The sequence below is a fragment of the Oceanicoccus sagamiensis genome (genome assembly GCF_002117105.1).
In the GTDB taxonomy this organism is placed as follows: Bacteria; Pseudomonadota; Gammaproteobacteria; order Pseudomonadales; family Dasaniaceae; genus Oceanicoccus; species Oceanicoccus sagamiensis.
Map to the genome: position 1 here is coordinate 3,242,495 of NZ_CP019343.1, position 16,637 is coordinate 3,259,131.

The 16,637-nt window shown below is 46.4% G+C and carries 14 protein-coding genes and 1 pseudogene; 8 read left to right on the forward strand and 7 right to left on the reverse strand.

Annotation, left to right across the window (positions count from 1 at the left end):
• Positions 1-876: 876 nt before the first annotated feature.
• Together tal and dusA are read right to left on the reverse strand one after the other, a co-directional pair.
• A complete protein-coding gene (gene tal / locus BST96_RS14905) occupies positions 877-1,827 on the reverse strand; it encodes a transaldolase (RefSeq protein WP_085759469.1) in 951 nt (316 codons plus the stop codon).
• Positions 1,828-1,887: 60 nt separating this feature from the next.
• Complete coding sequence (gene dusA / locus BST96_RS14910; RefSeq protein ID WP_085759470.1) at positions 1,888-2,910, reverse strand: tRNA dihydrouridine(20/20a) synthase DusA; 1,023 nt, start codon at positions 2,908-2,910, stop codon at positions 1,888-1,890.
• A gap of 307 nt (positions 2,911-3,217) precedes the next feature.
• On the opposite strand from dusA, the gene BST96_RS14915 reads away from it, so the two are divergent.
• From BST96_RS14915 to BST96_RS14930, 4 genes are all read left to right on the forward strand, one after another.
• The gene (locus tag BST96_RS14915) at positions 3,218-4,147 is read left to right on the forward strand and encodes an AraC family transcriptional regulator (RefSeq protein WP_157117972.1); all 930 of its coding nucleotides are present in this window, start codon (positions 3,218-3,220) and stop codon (positions 4,145-4,147) included.
• Between the two features lie 144 nt (positions 4,148-4,291).
• On the forward strand, positions 4,292-7,018 hold the full coding sequence (locus BST96_RS14920) for a multicopper oxidase domain-containing protein (protein ID WP_169714012.1): 2,727 nt from the start codon (positions 4,292-4,294) through the stop codon (positions 7,016-7,018).
• A 48-nt stretch (positions 7,019-7,066) separates the two neighbouring features.
• On the forward strand, positions 7,067-7,561 hold the full coding sequence (locus BST96_RS14925) for a cohesin domain-containing protein (RefSeq protein ID WP_085759473.1): 495 nt from the start codon (positions 7,067-7,069) through the stop codon (positions 7,559-7,561).
• 348 nt (positions 7,562-7,909) lie between these two features.
• On the forward strand, positions 7,910-9,463 hold the full coding sequence (locus BST96_RS14930) for a tetratricopeptide repeat-containing sulfotransferase family protein (protein WP_169714013.1): 1,554 nt from the start codon (positions 7,910-7,912) through the stop codon (positions 9,461-9,463).
• 35 nt (positions 9,464-9,498) lie between these two features.
• Here the strand turns inward: BST96_RS14930 and BST96_RS14935 are convergent, their stop codons facing one another.
• From BST96_RS14935 to BST96_RS14945, 3 genes are read right to left on the reverse strand one after another with little or no spacing between them, the layout of a single operon-like run.
• The gene (locus BST96_RS14935) at positions 9,499-10,530 is read right to left on the reverse strand and encodes a metal-dependent hydrolase (RefSeq protein ID WP_085759475.1); all 1,032 of its coding nucleotides are present in this window, start codon (positions 10,528-10,530) and stop codon (positions 9,499-9,501) included.
• Positions 10,531-10,564: 34 nt separating this feature from the next.
• Positions 10,565-10,921: a hypothetical protein gene (locus tag BST96_RS14940; RefSeq protein ID WP_085759476.1), complete on the reverse strand. Its 357-nt coding sequence runs from the start codon at positions 10,919-10,921 to the stop codon at positions 10,565-10,567.
• Complete coding sequence (locus tag BST96_RS14945; protein WP_206045351.1) at positions 10,905-11,372, reverse strand: hypothetical protein; 468 nt, start codon at positions 11,370-11,372, stop codon at positions 10,905-10,907. Before BST96_RS14945 ends, BST96_RS14940 begins: the two co-directional genes overlap by 17 nt.
• Positions 11,373-11,624: 252 nt before the next feature.
• Here BST96_RS14945 and BST96_RS14950 point away from each other — a divergent pair, with 252 nt between their 5' ends.
• Positions 11,625-11,915: a hypothetical protein gene (locus BST96_RS14950; protein ID WP_157117973.1), complete on the forward strand. Its 291-nt coding sequence runs from the start codon at positions 11,625-11,627 to the stop codon at positions 11,913-11,915.
• A 32-nt stretch (positions 11,916-11,947) separates the two neighbouring features.
• Here the strand turns inward: BST96_RS14950 and BST96_RS14955 are convergent, their stop codons facing one another.
• Entirely contained in the window at positions 11,948-13,150 is a 1,203-nt protein-coding gene (locus BST96_RS14955) for a hypothetical protein (protein WP_085759479.1), read from the reverse strand.
• Between the two features lie 324 nt (positions 13,151-13,474).
• Between BST96_RS14955 and BST96_RS14960 the strand changes: the two genes are divergently transcribed.
• The 3 genes and pseudogenes from BST96_RS14960 to BST96_RS14970 all read left to right on the forward strand — a co-directional run bounded on the left by BST96_RS14960 (position 13,475) and on the right by BST96_RS14970 (position 15,793).
• Positions 13,475-13,957 carry a TIR domain-containing protein gene (locus BST96_RS14960; protein ID WP_085759480.1) on the forward strand — a complete coding sequence of 161 codons (483 nt, stop codon included), beginning with the start codon at positions 13,475-13,477 and terminating at the stop codon, positions 13,955-13,957.
• Positions 13,958-14,112: 155 nt separating this feature from the next.
• Positions 14,113-15,059, forward strand: a pseudogene (locus BST96_RS20500) (SDR family oxidoreductase).
• 134 nt (positions 15,060-15,193) lie between these two features.
• The gene (locus BST96_RS14970; protein WP_169714015.1) at positions 15,194-15,793 is read left to right on the forward strand and encodes a 3-hydroxyacyl-CoA dehydrogenase family protein; all 600 of its coding nucleotides are present in this window, start codon (positions 15,194-15,196) and stop codon (positions 15,791-15,793) included.
• Here the strand turns inward: BST96_RS14970 and BST96_RS14975 are convergent.
• Positions 15,765-16,520 (reverse strand): SDR family NAD(P)-dependent oxidoreductase, encoded by a 756-nt coding sequence (locus BST96_RS14975; protein ID WP_085759482.1) that lies wholly within the window; start codon positions 16,518-16,520, stop codon positions 15,765-15,767. The genes BST96_RS14970 and BST96_RS14975 overlap by 29 nt on opposite strands.
• Between the last annotated feature and the right edge of the window lie 117 nt (positions 16,521-16,637).

Genomic DNA, 16,637 nt, shown 5'->3' on the forward strand with positions numbered 1-16,637 from the left:
TATATTCCACCCTACGGTATTGTGCTTCCTAATCGTAGGGTGGATTATAATCCACCTTTCGATAACAACATTCCCGGCTCATATTGCAAGGTAGGGCGGTGGAATATATTCCACCCTACGGAATTGTGCTTCCTAATCGTAGGGTGGATTATAATCCACCTTTCTATAAAAACATTCCCGGCTCATATTGCAAGGTAGGGCGGTGGAATATATTCCACCCTACGGAATTGTGCTTCCTAATCGTAGGGTGGATTATAATCCACCTTTCGATAACAACATTCCCGGTTCATATTGCAAGGTAGGGTGGTGGAATATATTCCACCCTACGGAATTGTGCTTCCTAATCGTAGGGTGGATTATAATCCACCTTTCGATAACAACATTCCCGGTTCATATTGCAAGGTAGGGTGGTGGAATATATTCCACCCTACGGAATTGTGCTTCCTAATCGTAGGGTGGATTATAATCCACCTTTCGATAACAACATTCCCGGTTCATATTGCAAGGTAGGGTGGTGGAATATATTCCACCCTACGGAATTGTGCTTCCTAATCGTAGGGTGGATTATAATCCACCTTTCGATAACAACATTCCCGGCTCATATTGCAAGGTAGGGTGGTGGAATATATTCCACCCTACGGTATTGTGCTTCCTAATCGTAGGGTGGATTATAATCCACCTTTCGATAACAACATTCCCGGCTCATATTGCAAGGTAGGGTGGTGGAATATATTCCACCCTACGGTATTGTGCTTCCTAATTGTAGGGTGGATTATAATCCACCTTTCTTTAAAAATATTCCCGGCTCAAATTGCAAGGTAGGGTGGTGGAATATATTCCGCCCTACGGTATTGTACGGGGGTGAGTTTGGTTTGTTTAAGCGCTGAGTAACTGCTCAAGCTTAATTTGGTCAATGGTGAAATTGCGAATACCTTCAGCCAGTTTCTCTGTTGCCATGGCATCTTCATTCATGGCCCAGCGGAATGCCTGCTCAGAGTTGTCAGGTTTGGCAATGGCTTCACCGGTATTGTCGGTACTAAGCTTGCGCTCAAGAGTGCCATTATCATTAGCCAGCTCTTCCAATAATCCGGGGCTAATGGTTAGTCGGTCGCAACCGGCCAGTTGTTCAATTTCCCCTATATTTCTAAAGCTGGCGCCCATAACCACGGTTTGATAGCCATGCTGCTTATAAAAATTATAAATACGGCTGACAGATAAAACCCCCGGATCTTCTGCCGCAGTATAATCAGACTGATCACTATTGGCCTTATACCAATCCAGAATACGGCCGACAAACGGCGAGATTAAAAACACACCTGCCTCAGCACAGGCTGCGGCTTGAGCAAAACCGAACAGCAGCGTCAGGTTACAGTTAATTCCTTCTTTCTCTAACACCTCAGCTGCTTTAATACCTTCCCAGGTGGAGGCAATCTTAATTAATACTCGGTTGGCCTCAATGCCGGCTTCGGCATAAAGGCCAATTAACTTACGTGCCTTTTCAATGGTCGCTTCAGTATCAAACGAAAGGCGAGAATCTACCTCGGTAGAAATCTTGCCGGGAATAATCTTCAAAATTTCACAGCCAATGGCCACCGCCAATTTGTCACTGCAATTAGCCACTTGTTGTGCTTTATCACCGCCTTGCTGCTGTGCCCAGGCTTTGGACTCAGCCACTAAATGGGCATACTGGGGAAGCTGTGCTGCTTTTAATAACAGCGATGGGTTAGTTGTGGCGTCCATAGGCGTAAAGCGCTCAATGGCTTCAATATCACCTGTATCGGCCACAACATCGGTCATACCTTTTAACTGATCCAGCTTACTACTCATTTAAATTTACTCCGTAGGGTGGATGACAACCCACCAATCAACACTCACTATATACGCGGCCTACACCTGATTCAAAGCCCGCTCTCTGGCGTGCTCTTCATTGCGCCGCTGCGCATCTAACATTAGTTCTCTGGCTTGATGAATCACTTCAATGCCAGCGCCCTTTATATGGGCTTGCTGGCTAATATGCCGGCGGAACAGCTTGGCTCCGGCCACCCCTTGAAATAAACCCAGCACATGGCGGGAAATATGGTTGAGGGGAACACCTTGTTCTAATTGTTCCTCGACATAGGGTATAAAGTCCAGCAACACTTGGTCACGACTTTTGGTAATAGTTTGCTGGCCAGCAATCCGCTGGTCTACTTCAGCTAAAAGGTAGGGGTCATGATAGGCCGCGCGGCCCAGCATGACACCATCAACATGGTTAAGGTGCTCTATACTTTGGTCAAGGTCGGTAATACCCCCATTGATAATGACTTCTAACTCGGGGAAGTCCTTTTTCAGCTGATAAACCGTCTCGTAATTCAGCGGTGGAATCTCACGGTTTTGCTTTGGGCTTAAGCCCTGAAGCCAGGCTTTACGGGCATGCACTATAAACGTAGAGCAGCCGGTCTCCATAATGGGCCGAACAAAATCCACCATCTCCTCATAGCTTTCCATATCATCAATACCAATACGGTGCTTGACGGTCACCGGAATAGAGCAGCTATCTTGCATAGCCTTAATACAATCAGCCACCAGCTGAGGCTGCCCCATTAAGCAGGCTCCAAACATCCCATTTTGCACCCGGTCAGAAGGGCAGCCGCAATTAAGGTTTACCTCATCATAGGCCCATTGTTCCGCCAGCTTGGCACACTGGGCTAAATCAGCAGGGTTGCTGCCACCTAATTGCAAGGCAATAGGGTGCTCATCGTTATGGTATTGTAGAAAACGCTCAGGCCCAGCGTGGATAATGGCACCGGTAGTGACCATCTCGGTATAGAGCAGGGCGCTGCCGGTAAGCTGGCGCCAGAACATTCTGCAATGGCGGTCACTCCAGTCCATCATGGGGGCAATTGAAAAACGGCGGTTTACTACTTTCATATAAAGTTTGGGCAAAATTGAGTTGCAACAAGATTTGCTTATTTTAGCAGGAATAGGGTCATCCCTGTAGATAGTCGAGATTAGAGCGATATGAAGGCTATGTTACAGGGTTTTATGATAATGATAAAAAAAGACGATGTCTGGCAATCTTGTATACTAAGAGAGCACTACCATGGGGATCGTTACACAATGTTGGTGTCATGCCGTTTTGAGGGCTTTGCTACTTAGCAAGATTGGAAAAGATCCATTGCAAGATGGAGGGGTATGATGGTGTTTAATATTTTAGTTTGTCAACTGAGAGTCGGTTTTGTCTAATAATTCAGCAGGCATGCAGTACCGCGTGCGTATCAATCGCTCATTAGAGTTTATCTTCGATAATTTGCATAGGCCCATATCCCTTGCGGAAGCTGCTGAGAAAAGTCATTTCTCGAGTTTTCATTTTCATCGTATCTTTTCCGCGTATATGGGTGAAACGCTCAATGATTTCGTCACTAGAATTCGGCTTGAGCGTTCCGCTAACTGGCTGATTATTCGCCCTCTGGCGACGGTGACAGAGATTGCGCTGGAGGCGGGCTTTTCTTCCTCGGCGAACTTTTCTAAAGCATTCAAACTACATTTTGGTTTGACCCCTACGCAAATTCGGCGCGCCTCTCCGGCACAACGTGTTACTGCCGGTCGTATCAGAGAGAAGTACGGTAAAGACTTTAACCTTAAACAGCTCAATCAAATCAGGGAACCTAATAGCTCAGCTAATGAACGGCTTGCCGCATCCCCTGAGATACGCATTGAGCAGCTAGCATCGATGAGCGCCTATACCCCCTCTGAATTTGTGGGTTATAACGTTGATGAAGTAGGGCGGGCGTGGGATAAGTTGAAAGCGTTGGCAGGGTCCTTAGGTGTGCCTGTGAGCCAACAGCGTCACTTTTCCATTTGTAAGGATAATCCATTAATTACACCCTTAGAGAAATGCCGCTATGAGGCATTACTGGTATTAGAGCAGCCCAGAGGTGTCTCGGATGAATTCAAGTGCACCTCCATTCCCGCTGGCCGCTATGCTGTGGCGAAGTATGTCGGTGAGCTCTCAGGTTTGTTCGATTTTTATATGGCAATTTATCTGCATTGGTTACCTGATAGTGGTTATGAACCTGATGATTACCCATTGATGGAGCGTTATTTGAATGACGCGCGTGTTGACGGTTACGCTGAGATTGAGGTTTATATTAAACTCATCGAGTGAGCAGCTCGCTTCAATTTTCGCAAGATTGGAAAAGCTGTTCGACGAATAACGCCATAACATATACATACTATAAAAAAAGATGTAGGTGTTGTTATGTTTTTTCCTCGACTGATTTCCCTGGTTGTTTGTGGTGTGCTTTTTGGGATGAGCGCAAATGTTCATGCAGCTGTTGTTAGGCTTTCAGAAAGTCATATCTCGGTGTTAAATGGTGATACGTTTACTCTGCAGCTAATAGGGCAGGGCTTTGATTCTGCTACGCTTGATGGTGGAGGCGTGACCCTCAGCTATGATCCCACGCTTATTCATGTTCAGAGCGTTGCGATCAATACCATTGACTGGGAATTTTTCTCGACCACAGGCTCTATTGATAATGACGTCGGTAGAGTAAGCGGGATGAGTTTTAACTCGTTTCAAAACCGTACCGGTGATTTACTATTCGCTACCATCGAGCTGGCGGCGGTTGGGGGCGGTGATTCGCTGCTCGTTCTATCAGACGACCTGTTAAACCCTTTTGCCTCTGGTGGTTCTCTTTATAGCGATGTAAATTTCGCGAACACGGTAGTGCTATCGGTAACCGAAGTACCCGTTCCTTCAGCAGGTTTTTTATTGTTATCAGCGCTGAGTGCAATGAGTGCACTCACAGCAGCAAGACGCCGGCGGCTGGTTGCCGGGTTGTCGATGTTTGCGGTTTCCTCAACGGCGTTAGCGTGGACGGGCAGTGTTTCGCAAGCGGTTGATGTTAATCCTGACCCTGATATTTTTGAGACCACACTGGTGGTTGAGCAGACGGTGATGCCTGTCAAAGGTACGGGGACAACGCCCGCTACTTTATATACTTTTAACGGTATGTTTCCCGGGCCGGAAATAAAGGTTAAAACCGGGGACCGGGTCATTATTCATATGATCAATAATTTACCGGTAGGGGAGGGGATGTCGATTCATTCCCACGGTGTTGAGCTTAGCAATAATATGGATGGTACCCAAATCACGCAGGACCCGGTTCCACCGGGTAGTCGTTTTACTTATGACTACATTGTTCCTCGCCCGGGTTCTTTTTGGTATCACCCTCACATACGAACCAGTAATAAAACTTTCAAGGGACTGTACGGTCCACTAACCGTTTCTGACCCTAACGAAGATATATTAAGAGAGCAGGGCATATTACCTGGTGATGCCTATACCCACACGCTGGTGCTTTCCGATATAACACTTTGCGAGGATGTAACCGACAGCGACTTGAATAGTATCAAGGTGGGTTGTGTTGGGCAGTCGGCGGGCCATGTGCCGAACATTCAGCCTGAATTTGACTGTGTCAGCACCTTCCCGAACTGTGTCGTGTTTGAGGGTAAGACGGTATTGTCTAACGGTCGGGCTGTTGAGGCTGGAGATGTGCTTGATGTGCCCGCAAATCAGCCGGTGCGCTTTCGAGTGATCAATTCTTCGCTTAATCGTTATTTCAGATTAGTCCAGCCCGTCAGTGGTCCGTTAATTCGCATTGGCGGTGAGGGGGGGCTGTTGAATAATGCAGTATTAGACCCTGTTGCACTTCCAGCGCCTGACAACGGTAAACTCTCTGGCGATATATTACTAGCACCGTCTGAGCGTGCTGATTTTATCTTTATACCGCAGACGTCTGATGTAGGCAGTGTAATAACCATACTTAGTGACTTACCCAGCCCTGCTAATGTTAATCGTGGTTTTTCCCTCAATGGTAATTTAACGTCCGCGCCAGTGTTACAGATTAATGTGGGCGCAGCGATAACACCGGACTCGAAGATACATGCGGGCGACCCGCTACTGGCCCATAGCTCAGTGAATAAACCTTTAGAGGACTTGAGTAAAATTCCTGCTACAGCTTTAGGTTCGCTACTAGACCCTGCACTTTTTGGCCGGGATGGTTCAGCTAATTCAACCATTGCCTTGACTGCCAGTGGTGGCATTGAGCCGGGGATTGATGGGGTGCGAGGACGGTTTATGAACATGTCGGGTTATCAACATGTGCCGAATATTGCCACTACTCGCTATGCTGTATTAGGAGATGTGTTGGAGCTGCAAGTCACTAACAGCACGCCGGTAGATCACCCGTTTCATATGCACGGTAATTCATTTCAGTTAATGAGTCGTAGTGATGGCCGGGATTTTCCGGTGGAATTTATCGATACAGTAAATATTCCCTCTAACCATTCCGTGGTGCTGCGTGTTCGTTTGGAGGATAAATTACAGATTGTTGACAATGTATTGAAACCTTACGGTGGCTTAGGTCGCTGGTTATTCCATTGTCATATTACCACTCATGCGGAGTTAGGAATGATTTCCGAGTTAGTGGTCGTGGCGCCTCCGGAAGCGCTGTGTGCCGATGTTGAGGTCCTCACAGATGGTTTTGGTAGCCCGTTGATGGCGTCGATTGATGGCGGTACCTTCGACCCTGATAGTGATGCTATCAGTATTTCACAGTCGCCAGCTGGGCCTTATTTTCCCGGTATTACAGACGTTACCTTAACGGCGACAGATGAAATGGGTTTATCTAACTCCTGTGTCGGCACTGTTAGCAATTTTATTGATGAGGATGGTGATGGCATTGCCAACCCGTTGGATAACTGCCAGATTCACGCTAATGGTAGTTTGGTTCCTGATGCGGGTGGCAACATTCAGCGGGATAGTGACGGAGATGGCTATGGTAATCGCTGTGATGGCGACCTGAATAATGATGGCATGGTAAACGTTTTGGATTTGGGTTTGTTTAAGCATGTTTTTTTTAGCGCTGACCCGCACGCGGATATTAATGGCGATGGTATCGTCAATGTATTGGATCTTGGTTTGTTTAAAGAGCTGTTTTTTAAGGTGCCAGGGCCCTCTGGTTTTTTTGACTAACGATAACAACAAAGATAAAAAAACATAAACGAGATATATGAGATGACTATGAAAAAAATATCACCGGCATTTAAGTATTTATTTGTTACGGTATTACTTGCTTATACAACTAACAGTATTGCAGAGGGGGTTATTTCGATAAGCCCTGGGAAGATAAAACAGCAGGTAGGGGAACTATTTACAATAGAGGTGTTAAGCAGCGAGGTTGCCGCCATGGATGGTGGTGCATTTGGCATTCGATTTAACCCCAATGTTGTCACCGTTCACAGTGTTGAGGTCAATCGAGATGTATGGGGTTTTAGTAGTAGCAATGGTGTGATTGATAATCAGAAGGGGAGGGTAACTGATATTGCTTTCAGCAGCTATACGCCCGCAGGCAGTGCAGTAATTGCGGTTGTAACGTTGCAAGCATTGAAAAAGGGCCGCTCTAGATTGACTCTGACGCCGTCCAGGTTGTCACCTTTTGCCTCTGAAGCTGATGTGCTCGACATGCAGTTCCAAAAAGGCGTGGTGCGAGTCATTCCGGCGAAGGCAGGAATCTAGTGAGAGTCTGGGTTCCCGCCCTCTCACAAATGATATGCGAGGGGGAGCTATATGCACAAATCCAGAAAGGGGTAGCCGGTAGGCTTTAGGTAGTCAATCATTCTTTCCAGCATAGGAACCGTATCCTCCTTTAATCGGTTAATGCCGTGGCTGCATACAGCTAGAGCGGCAATTAGACCACGACGCTTTATCTCTATTTACCGAGTAAAACCTGCCCGCATCCACGCAATACCTCTAGCCTGAGCGTTTGAATAGTGAAATATACTATGTGTTTATTAGGGGGTTTCAGGGTAAGTATATTATGCTGCTACTGACAGAATGGATAAAAGTACTCAGGTTATCAATTTCATGGCGATTAAAAAGAATAAAAAGAACCTCCAAAAAAAGAGACTCAACAAAATTCTCAAGGTGAGTAAAATACCTGGCGGTGTAATAGAAGAGGTGCCTTCAATTGAAGTGCGTCAACTGGTTTCTAAAGCAAGGCAGGAGAATAGGGTCCAGCTTGCTGAACATCTATTATTGCAATTGATTGATCAACAGCCCAGGGACTCTAAGCCGTATCTGGCATTGCTAAATTTATATTCTGAGTATCAGTATATAAATGAGGCAGCAGAGCTGGTTGAAAAAGCCTTGCTATCTTTTCCCCGGTCAACGGCTGTTATTGAGGCTGCTTATTCTTTTTACCGATCTATTCACAAAGCGCATAAGATTTTGCCAGTTTTGGAGAAATCCATTGATAAGGTTGATGATAAAGCCCCCTTATATCGTATACGGGCCTTCTTATATGCTGCTGATGGGCATAAGGAAGAGGCGGTTACATTCTTTAAGAAGGCCCTTGCATTGAATAAAGCGGATATGCATTCATACATGGGGATCGTCAGGCATGATAATAAAAATTGTCCGCAGTCGCTAATAGAGACATTGCTTAAACAGTTGTCAAATAATGACAAGCTAAGCCTTCATGAACAAGCTACTGGGTATTTTGTATTGGCCTGGTATTATGAGGGGCGTGATCAGGGCTTGTATTGGAATAATCTGCATAAGGCTAATAGTCTTGTAGCTACTGACTATTGCGGGCCAAAATCTTATCAAAATAATCACTCATTATTTAATCAGGACTTTCCAGAGCCTGCTGCCGTTGAGCGGGGTCAAGACGGTTCTTTTATTTTTATCATTGCACCTCCAAGGTCCGGCACAACCTTACTTGAGCAAATTCTTGCAGCTCACCCTGCTACCCACGGTGTGGGTGAGTCTATGAGTGTGAATTATGCTGCTTCCCAGACGGCTATACAGTTTAACCTTGGTATGAAACTAAGTGACTGGTGTTCGGAGAAAATGCCTGATCTTATCCAGTCATTTCGGCAGTACCTTTTGAATTTTCCTCTAATCAAAGAAGGAAATGAACATGTCATTATCGATAAGAGTATAGAAAATTACCTGTATGTTGGCCTTATACTAAAGGCATTTCCATCGGCCAAAATCATTCGATTAAAACGGCACCCGCTGGATACACTTCTTTCTTGTTACCACCAGTTTTTTGCTAGCGGTTATGACCACTTGTTTAATTTAGATTCGCTGGGTAAATATTATGTGGATTTTCAACGGCAAATGGATTATTGGGAAGATGCTTTTCCCGGAAAAATACATACGGTGAAGTACGAAAACCTGGTAAGTCAGCAAGAACAAGAAATAGCGAAACTTCTGGAATACTGTCAGTTGCCCTGGGATGACGCCTGCCTTCAGCACCACTTGTCCGTATCTAATGTTATTACCGCAAGCAGTATTCAGGTAAAAGCACCAGTGCATACCAATGCGATTGCCAAATGGGAGCAACATAAAGAGCAGCTTCAGTCAGTGGCAGCCATTATTAACAGCCAATACCCCATTGCTGAGTATGAATGACTATGATCGCTTAACTAACGTTAGGGAGGTCGGCATTATGGTGTGGACAGGGGGGTAATCAGATCTAGCTCATTCCACATCATCTTTTTAAAGGTCTCCATCCGAGGTCCTGAAGTATCTCTATCTGGCCTCATGACAATGTGGTCTGTTGGACTTGCCTTTTTATCCAGCCAAATACTCCACATACCGGTGGCTTCATTGGGCACGAGGGAGTATCTCATATCGATAACCCGAACTGGGTTGTTCGGGTCAACCGCTAAAAAGCCTTTAGAAAACCATTCGAAGCGGGCGAGGTCTTTGGCTTGTTGGGAGTTTTTGTCTAACCAGGGTAGGTCGCGGTCTATATCGAGCTTTGGAATAAATTGGCCTGGGTAGATGGTGGGTGTGGCGGAGGCTCTGACACCATCGGTAAAGTAGCCTTCATCAATTTCGTATATTACCTTCCATAATAATATATTGCCGAAGGTGGGTTTGGCTTCCATGCGGATAGGGCTATGGCCTCGTTGCTGGGCCAGCTGCTCTCCGATTTGGGTTACGCGGTAGTTCTGGAATATGCCCAGGCTTTGGTAAGCGATAATCCAGCAGAGGGCAATACGTGCCAATGCCGGGGCTTTTTTTCTGACAGTGAATACGGCCAATATCACTAGCGGTACTGTAAATAAGGGGTCAATAATTGAAATGGTATTCCAGGCAAAGCGTTCATTGCTGAATGGCCATAATAACTGTGTGCCATAACTGGTACAGGCATCTAACAAGCCATGTGTGGCGTAACCCAATGTACAAAATAGATAGGTGAGTTTAAAGCTGATTTGCCAACGCTTGGCCCAGATAACATAAAACACCATGGCGCAGATAAGGCCGCCAATGGGGATAAAGAATAAAGAGTGGGTAAATTGGCGATGAAATTCCAGTGACATCAATGGGTCAGTACTGGACCGAATTAATGTATCGAGGTCCGGTGCCATGCCTGACAGAGCGCCAAACACGGTGGCTGCGAGAATGTGTTTTTTCTGGCTTAGGGCCTGCGGTATGGTGGCACCGAGTACACCCTGACTTAAAGGATCCATGGCTATGCTCTTATTGATGTACTGGCATTATACGCTAAAACGGAACCGGTAGATGATCGGGCTGGCTGATATGTTGCCGGGCTACCCAGCGGCAATGCTTGTTTAAGGCTTTATTCTGCCTGAGTTGCTTAACCGTATTGAGTTCTTTGGCCAGGGTCATTTCAGTAAATAGGGTATGTATACCGGTATGGCATTGCCGGCAGATATAGATACCAGCAGCGAGTTGCTGGCGTTTATAGTGCTTTTTAAAAAAGCTGCGCCGGTGCATTTTTTTGGGAATCAGGTGATGGAAGGTTAAGTTGGTTTGTCGTTGGCACAGAGGGCAGCTACCGACTTGAGCGCCGCGCCTTTGATGTTCGACCTCATTGTCTGGATCAGTTAGCTTGTCCATATAAAAACCACGCAGGTGTTGCTCGTTTGGTCCAGCGGGCAAAGCTGGCTTTGTCCTGACAATAAAACTGCCGATAGGCGGCCACCGCGTTATCAGGCTGCTTGTAGCTGTCAGGCATAGCTTGGGCAAAGGGTAGCAAACCGTTGCGCTCAAAACGGTGGGGCTCAATAGCTTTTAATACGGCGATAGAGGCATGATCTTTAGGTTTGTTATAGCGCCATCGGTACTCGGTGTTTAGGGCTTGGGTTAAATAGCACAACCATTCAAAATTATCATAGGACTGCTCTGCCCACAGTACGCAGGGGTGTTTGATATGGGTGGATTTATAGGGCGTGGCAATGGCTTTTTTGTTCAGCGCGGTACACAGGATTTGCACGCTTTCAAGAATCATTTTTGCCACATGTTTATCACAGTGATATTGGGCACAGCGTTCAATATTATCGTCTAGCACAAAGATGTTCATAAGGTACTTACGTGGCAGAGCGCTAGGCAGATTGTATTAAATGGGCTTATAACGCAATAAGATTTAATAACCGCTTTTAATAAAGCAGGGGCGCTGTGACGCCATCCTGCCACAATCTATGGTAGGGAATAGGGGGCTTCAATAATTATTGACTCGATCAAGGTGGGGATTTTACTGCTAGAAGTGTCTTATTACATACAAGGCTATTTTGTGCAGTATTTCGGTAGAGAGGCTCTTCCTATGTCAACAATGTTAAACCCTGGTATCCCCAATACCATCAAACCCGCTTTTTTACGGTCCATGGCTAGCAAGAAGTATATTCAGGGCTATACCACGATTGAGTTAATGACTCAGGCCAAAACAGAGGGCGAATGCCTTATGATTGCGGCGGTCTCTTTGTTTGACGTCAAACATGGGGCGTTTTATTCCGCGATGAGTGAGCAAGAGGCTGGTTTTGTTAAGGGCTGCCATAGCGTGGTCAGGCAGTTTCTCGAAGAGGCTAATATTCCCTCTGATACACTGTCGGTATAACTTCTTTTCTACCTTGCATCAGAGGGGGCTATTTAGAATAACTCAATATCCGACCCGGCCACTGCCTGTAATTTATGTTCTTCCCGTTCGATATCTTTTACCTGACTGATTTTTTTGGCGTTTTGTAAGGTTTCTTCAATGCCGCTAATTAAACCTTCAAAGTGCTTGTCGATATGCAGGCCTTCAGAAAATACCTGATTGGATTTTTGTACGCAGCCGCCCACGGTATTAAGTACAAACTTTTCCTGTTCTTCATTTAACAACAGTAGTGGAATATTACTCTCAATATTCTCTGCCATATTTTCAACCACATCGACAATTTTTAGCATCACGCCCTGAAACTCACCTTCAATGTCTTTCATTACTTCAGCGACGCTGCAAGAGAGTTGTTCCAGTGCCTGTTTTTCATTCTCCAATTGGATATGTTCATCCAGTGCATGGACTTTGGCATCCAGACCTTGCAATAGGGTAAAGGTATTGTCTTTTACCAGTCCGTATAATATTTCATCTTCCGGCATATTGCGGATAAGCAATGAGATGCTGCCGTAGTTGACCACTGTACGTTGACCAAAGTCGTAGTAGCGCCCGTGGTCTTTCAGTTTATCGAGCAGTTCTGATTCCAGCGTGCGCTGCATGCCGTTATTGGTCATATTATGGGTGCCAAATTCACTGCGCAGTTGCAGGCTGCAATGCAGGCCGTATTCTTCAATGGTTTGAAAAAATACCAGACCAAGCTGGCTGAGGTCGTCACAGCCCTGAATTTTTAATAAAAACTGAATATTTTGGCCCAGATTGCTGGACTCTTTCATGGCCGACATGGCAGCGCTTTGTGCCTGTTGGATATTGAGTTTGAGTTCGGAGTCGGCTACCTGATGGTAGATCTCACTGACAAAGCGGGTACTGATGCTGTCGATAGAATCACCGATTTGGATAATATCGCTAAAGCCAGCTTCGATTGTATCTATCTTGCTCTGTAGCGAAATGTCCTCATCCACCATAATGACAATTGGAATGCCTTGTGGTGAGAAGTGGTTTTTAACATCACTATAAAAGTCGTTATCCCAGGCGGGGTTGCTGGGTTGGTCAATCACAACTAAGCGAATGGTGTCGTTATCTTGATCTGCGATCAGCTTCTCTGGCGTTTCTGCCACCAGTGGCGCGAAGACATTTTTATCGCAGTATGACGCTATCTGTTGAGGGGCGCAGCTAATAACGCCAATTCCATACTCTTGCATGCTTACTCCTTTAATCCAGTCCATCTATCTGGCCGCCTTTATGCTACAGGTATCGCTTAAGGCGTCTTTATTTATCCTTTCCTTACCATAGGTTTTCTGGGGGCGATTGCCATAGGTATTTATCCTTATAGGTCGAAAGTACAGTAATTTCAAACTTATTGGTTGATTTTTAACCGGCGGGTGTGGTTAGGCATCTTTGTTGGGATGAATATGCATTTTTGTCATTGTTGTCAGAATTGTTAATTCTTTTTGTCATTAGCGCTCTGTAGCCCGCCCTGGGTGATCCCCATACTGGTACTCACTGTATTGCATAGAGAAACCGGTATGGCGGCCGTAAAAATTTTTGTCAGTTTTGATATTGAAAATGATGAAGTTGAAAAACAGTTATTTGAGGGGGGGATGATTCAATCGTGCCTTACGTTGAAGTTGCTTGCCTGGTCAGCTCCGTCATCGATAAAGCCCAGTCGCTGGCAGGCAATTGTGAAAGACAAGATAAACCTCTGCCAGTTGTTAATTGTGCTCTCTGGAAAGCATATGGCCACAGCGACCAATGTCAGTCAGGAGATTGCTATGGCCAGAGCTTTAAGTGTACCGGTATTTGGCGTTTATATCAGTGGTGCCGGGCGGGGTGATGTATTACCAGAGGGTTTGGCATTAAGCCGCACGATTGAGCGTGAGTGGAGCCGGATAGACGAAGCGATAAGGCTGGCTTTGCGTGAAGGGCGCAATAATCCTCGCCCGTTAGCGTCGGTAAGCCGTTATCAAAAAGCGGTTAGCTGTCAAAAAAACCTTGGTCAAAAATGTTAAATTTTTATGTATTTACTGTCATTTATTCCTGTCGGAAAGCCGCGCATGATTAACACTGCGTTGCCAAACAGTGAGGTAAGAGAATGACAATTTGTTATAACCAGCAGGTCGCGATTGTAACAGGGGGAGCTACGGGTCTGGGTCGTGCCCATGCGATGGCATTAGCAGCACGGGGTGCCAGGGTGGTGGTCAATGACCTGTATGGGGCTGAGCAGGTGGTGGCGGATATTCAGGCTTTAGGCGGGACTGCGATGGCCGATCACGCCAATGTGTCACAACCAGGCCAGGTGACTGCGATGGTAGAGCGGGCGCTAGCGCAGTGGGACCGTATTGATATATTGGTCAATACCACGGCACAGTCACGAGGCCAGAGCTTTTCAAAAATGAGCCTTGAAGATTTTAGTCTGGTGATCGATGCCAATTTAATGGGGCCGTGACCTGTTGTAAAGCGGTTTGGGAGGTAATGAAGAGGCAGAATTATGGCCGTATTCTGATGCTGACTTCGTCGACGGGTGTTTATGGCAATTATGGTCATGCCAACGATGGTGTTGCCAATATGGGGCTAATAGGTTTGATGCATGCACTGCATCTTGAAGGCGTACGCTACGGTATTCGGGTCAATACCTTGTCGCCGGTGGTTAGCTCGCAGCCCTTGGGTGGCCTGATTGATGATAGCTATCGTCCTGCAGATTCAATCGCATCGATTACCGCAGCTATGATGTATTTGGTCAGTGATCAGGCGCCAGCGCGGTTTAGTTTGTCGGCTGGGGAAGGGTGTTATAGCGCAAGCCGTACCTATGAGACGGAGGGTATTCATCTATCGCCCAAAGCACAAACGCCTGAGCGGATTAGCCAGCAGCTCAATAAGATCATTGACCCGCAAGGTCAGCTGGGTTTGCAGCAAAGTGCTGAGCTGGCGATGCGGTTTATTTCTCTGGCTAAAAAAGCCAAGTGTTCTATTTTCTCCAGAATGCCTGAGTCGCGCTTGCAGGGCGCAATCACCAGTTTTAGTAAAGCGGACAGTCCTAAGCAAGAGGCACAAGCCTGTCCCAAGGCAAGTAGTCGGTTTTTATCACGTTTATGGCGCACCCATGGCGGCTAACAGCCTGTCAAAAGTGTTAAATATTTTTGTCACTTTTGCTCTGGGTTAATGGTGTTGGATCAGACATGATATGTCGCGCATTTTTGTGTTAGCCAAACTATTTGAAGATGTTGTTCGGGTTGAGGGCTAAGTGTATGAGTAAAAAAATAAATAATGTAGCGGTTATTGGTGCAGGCACCCGGGGGTATCAAATTGCTCTGCACGGGGCGATCAAGGGATTTAGCGTTAAATGCACTGATATTAATGCGGTTAGCCTGGTCAGGGCCGATGCCTTTGTCGACGACTATTTGGTCGAGCAAATCGCCAACGGTGATTTAACGCCGGAGCAGGTTAAGCAGGTACGTGGGCGTATTGTTTTTGTGAATAGTTTGGAAGAAGCGGTGCAGGAGGCGGATCTGGTGATTGAAGCCATCGTAGAAGATCTTGAGATCAAACGTGATTTATTTTGCCAGTTGGACCGCCTGACACCTCCGCATACTATTTTAGCCTCTAATAGCGCCGCTATTGCCAGTTCCAATTTTGCCGCTGCAACCACCCGCCCTGATCAAGTTCTAAACCTGCATTTTTTTAATCCGGCGCTGGCCGTAAAAATGGCTGAAGTGGTACAGGAAGCGCATGTATCCGATAAGACCACAGCGGCGGTGATGGCTTTTTGCGAGGATTTAGATAAAGAGGCGGTACATGTCAGCGGTGGCTATGGGGGTTTTACAGTGCAGTCAGGCCACCATCAATAGCAATAGCCTGGCCGTTCATATAGCTATTGTAATCTGAGCAAACCCACAGCATGGTATTCACCACTTCGTCCATAGTTCCTAAGCGCTTCATCGGGTTGGCCGCGGCTAAGCGGTCCTTTTTAACGCTGGAGTTTTTATCAAACTCATCCACCATCGGGCTATCGATAAACGATGGGCATAAACAATTAACCCGGATGCCATAGCGGGCATATTCCAAGCCTGCGCTGCGGGTCATACCGGTAACCGCGTGTTTGGCGGCGGCATAGGCCGAGGCACCCGGCGCACCAAAAATACCTGCGGCGGATGACATATTAAGAATAACACCTGAACCCTGTTGCTGCATTTTTTGCAGCTCATATTTCATCGACAGAAAAACACCGCGGCCATTAATAGTGAGTTGGCTGTCGATATCGTCTATGGCGATATCGGCTAATTTATTTTGTGGGTGCAGTATGCCGGCATTGTTAATGGCCACATCAATACGGCCAAAGTGTTGGTAGGCTTGTTCGGTAAAGCGTTCAATCTCTTCAGGGTTGGCGACATTGCATTGGCCGATAAAGCACTCGACAGGTAGCGTGTCTTGCAGACTTTTGAGGTTGTCATAGTTAATATCAGACAGTGCAAGAGAAGCACCTGCTTCGGCAAATTTTTCTGCGGCCAGTCTGCCCATACCGCCACCGGCACCCGTGATTAATACGACTTTATTGCTGTAGTCCAGAGTGATCATGCCAGGCTTTCCCTTGGTTATCTTCTGCTGTTATTCCCGTGTAGGCGTGAATCTGGTTTCCAGTCTTCGCACCGGGGCCTAGGGTGGATTATAATCCACCGCTTATGACTGCTCTGG

What these genes read in the sequence shown, in the direction of transcription:
- tal (WP_085759469.1), bottom strand. Translation starts at nt 1,827, where the DNA reads ATGAGTAGTAAGCTGGATCAGTTAAAAGGTATGACCGATGTTGTGGCC.
- dusA (WP_085759470.1), bottom strand. Translation starts at nt 2,910, where the DNA reads ATGAAAGTAGTAAACCGCCGTTTTTCAATTGCCCCCATGATGGACTGG.
- BST96_RS14920 (WP_169714012.1), top strand. Translation starts at nt 4,292, where the DNA reads ATGAGCGCAAATGTTCATGCAGCTGTTGTTAGGCTTTCAGAAAGTCAT.
- BST96_RS14925 (WP_085759473.1), top strand. Translation starts at nt 7,067, where the DNA reads ATGAAAAAAATATCACCGGCATTTAAGTATTTATTTGTTACGGTATTA.
- BST96_RS14930 (WP_169714013.1), top strand. Translation starts at nt 7,910, where the DNA reads ATGGCGATTAAAAAGAATAAAAAGAACCTCCAAAAAAAGAGACTCAAC.
- BST96_RS14935 (WP_085759475.1), bottom strand. Translation starts at nt 10,530, where the DNA reads ATGGATCCTTTAAGTCAGGGTGTACTCGGTGCCACCATACCGCAGGCC.
- BST96_RS14940 (WP_085759476.1), bottom strand. Translation starts at nt 10,921, where the DNA reads ATGGACAAGCTAACTGATCCAGACAATGAGGTCGAACATCAAAGGCGC.
- BST96_RS14950 (WP_157117973.1), top strand. Translation starts at nt 11,625, where the DNA reads ATGTCAACAATGTTAAACCCTGGTATCCCCAATACCATCAAACCCGCT.
- BST96_RS14955 (WP_085759479.1), bottom strand. Translation starts at nt 13,150, where the DNA reads ATGCAAGAGTATGGAATTGGCGTTATTAGCTGCGCCCCTCAACAGATA.
- BST96_RS14960 (WP_085759480.1), top strand. Translation starts at nt 13,475, where the DNA reads ATGGCGGCCGTAAAAATTTTTGTCAGTTTTGATATTGAAAATGATGAA.
- BST96_RS14970 (WP_169714015.1), top strand. Translation starts at nt 15,194, where the DNA reads ATGAGTAAAAAAATAAATAATGTAGCGGTTATTGGTGCAGGCACCCGG.
- BST96_RS14975 (WP_085759482.1), bottom strand. Translation starts at nt 16,520, where the DNA reads ATGATCACTCTGGACTACAGCAATAAAGTCGTATTAATCACGGGTGCC.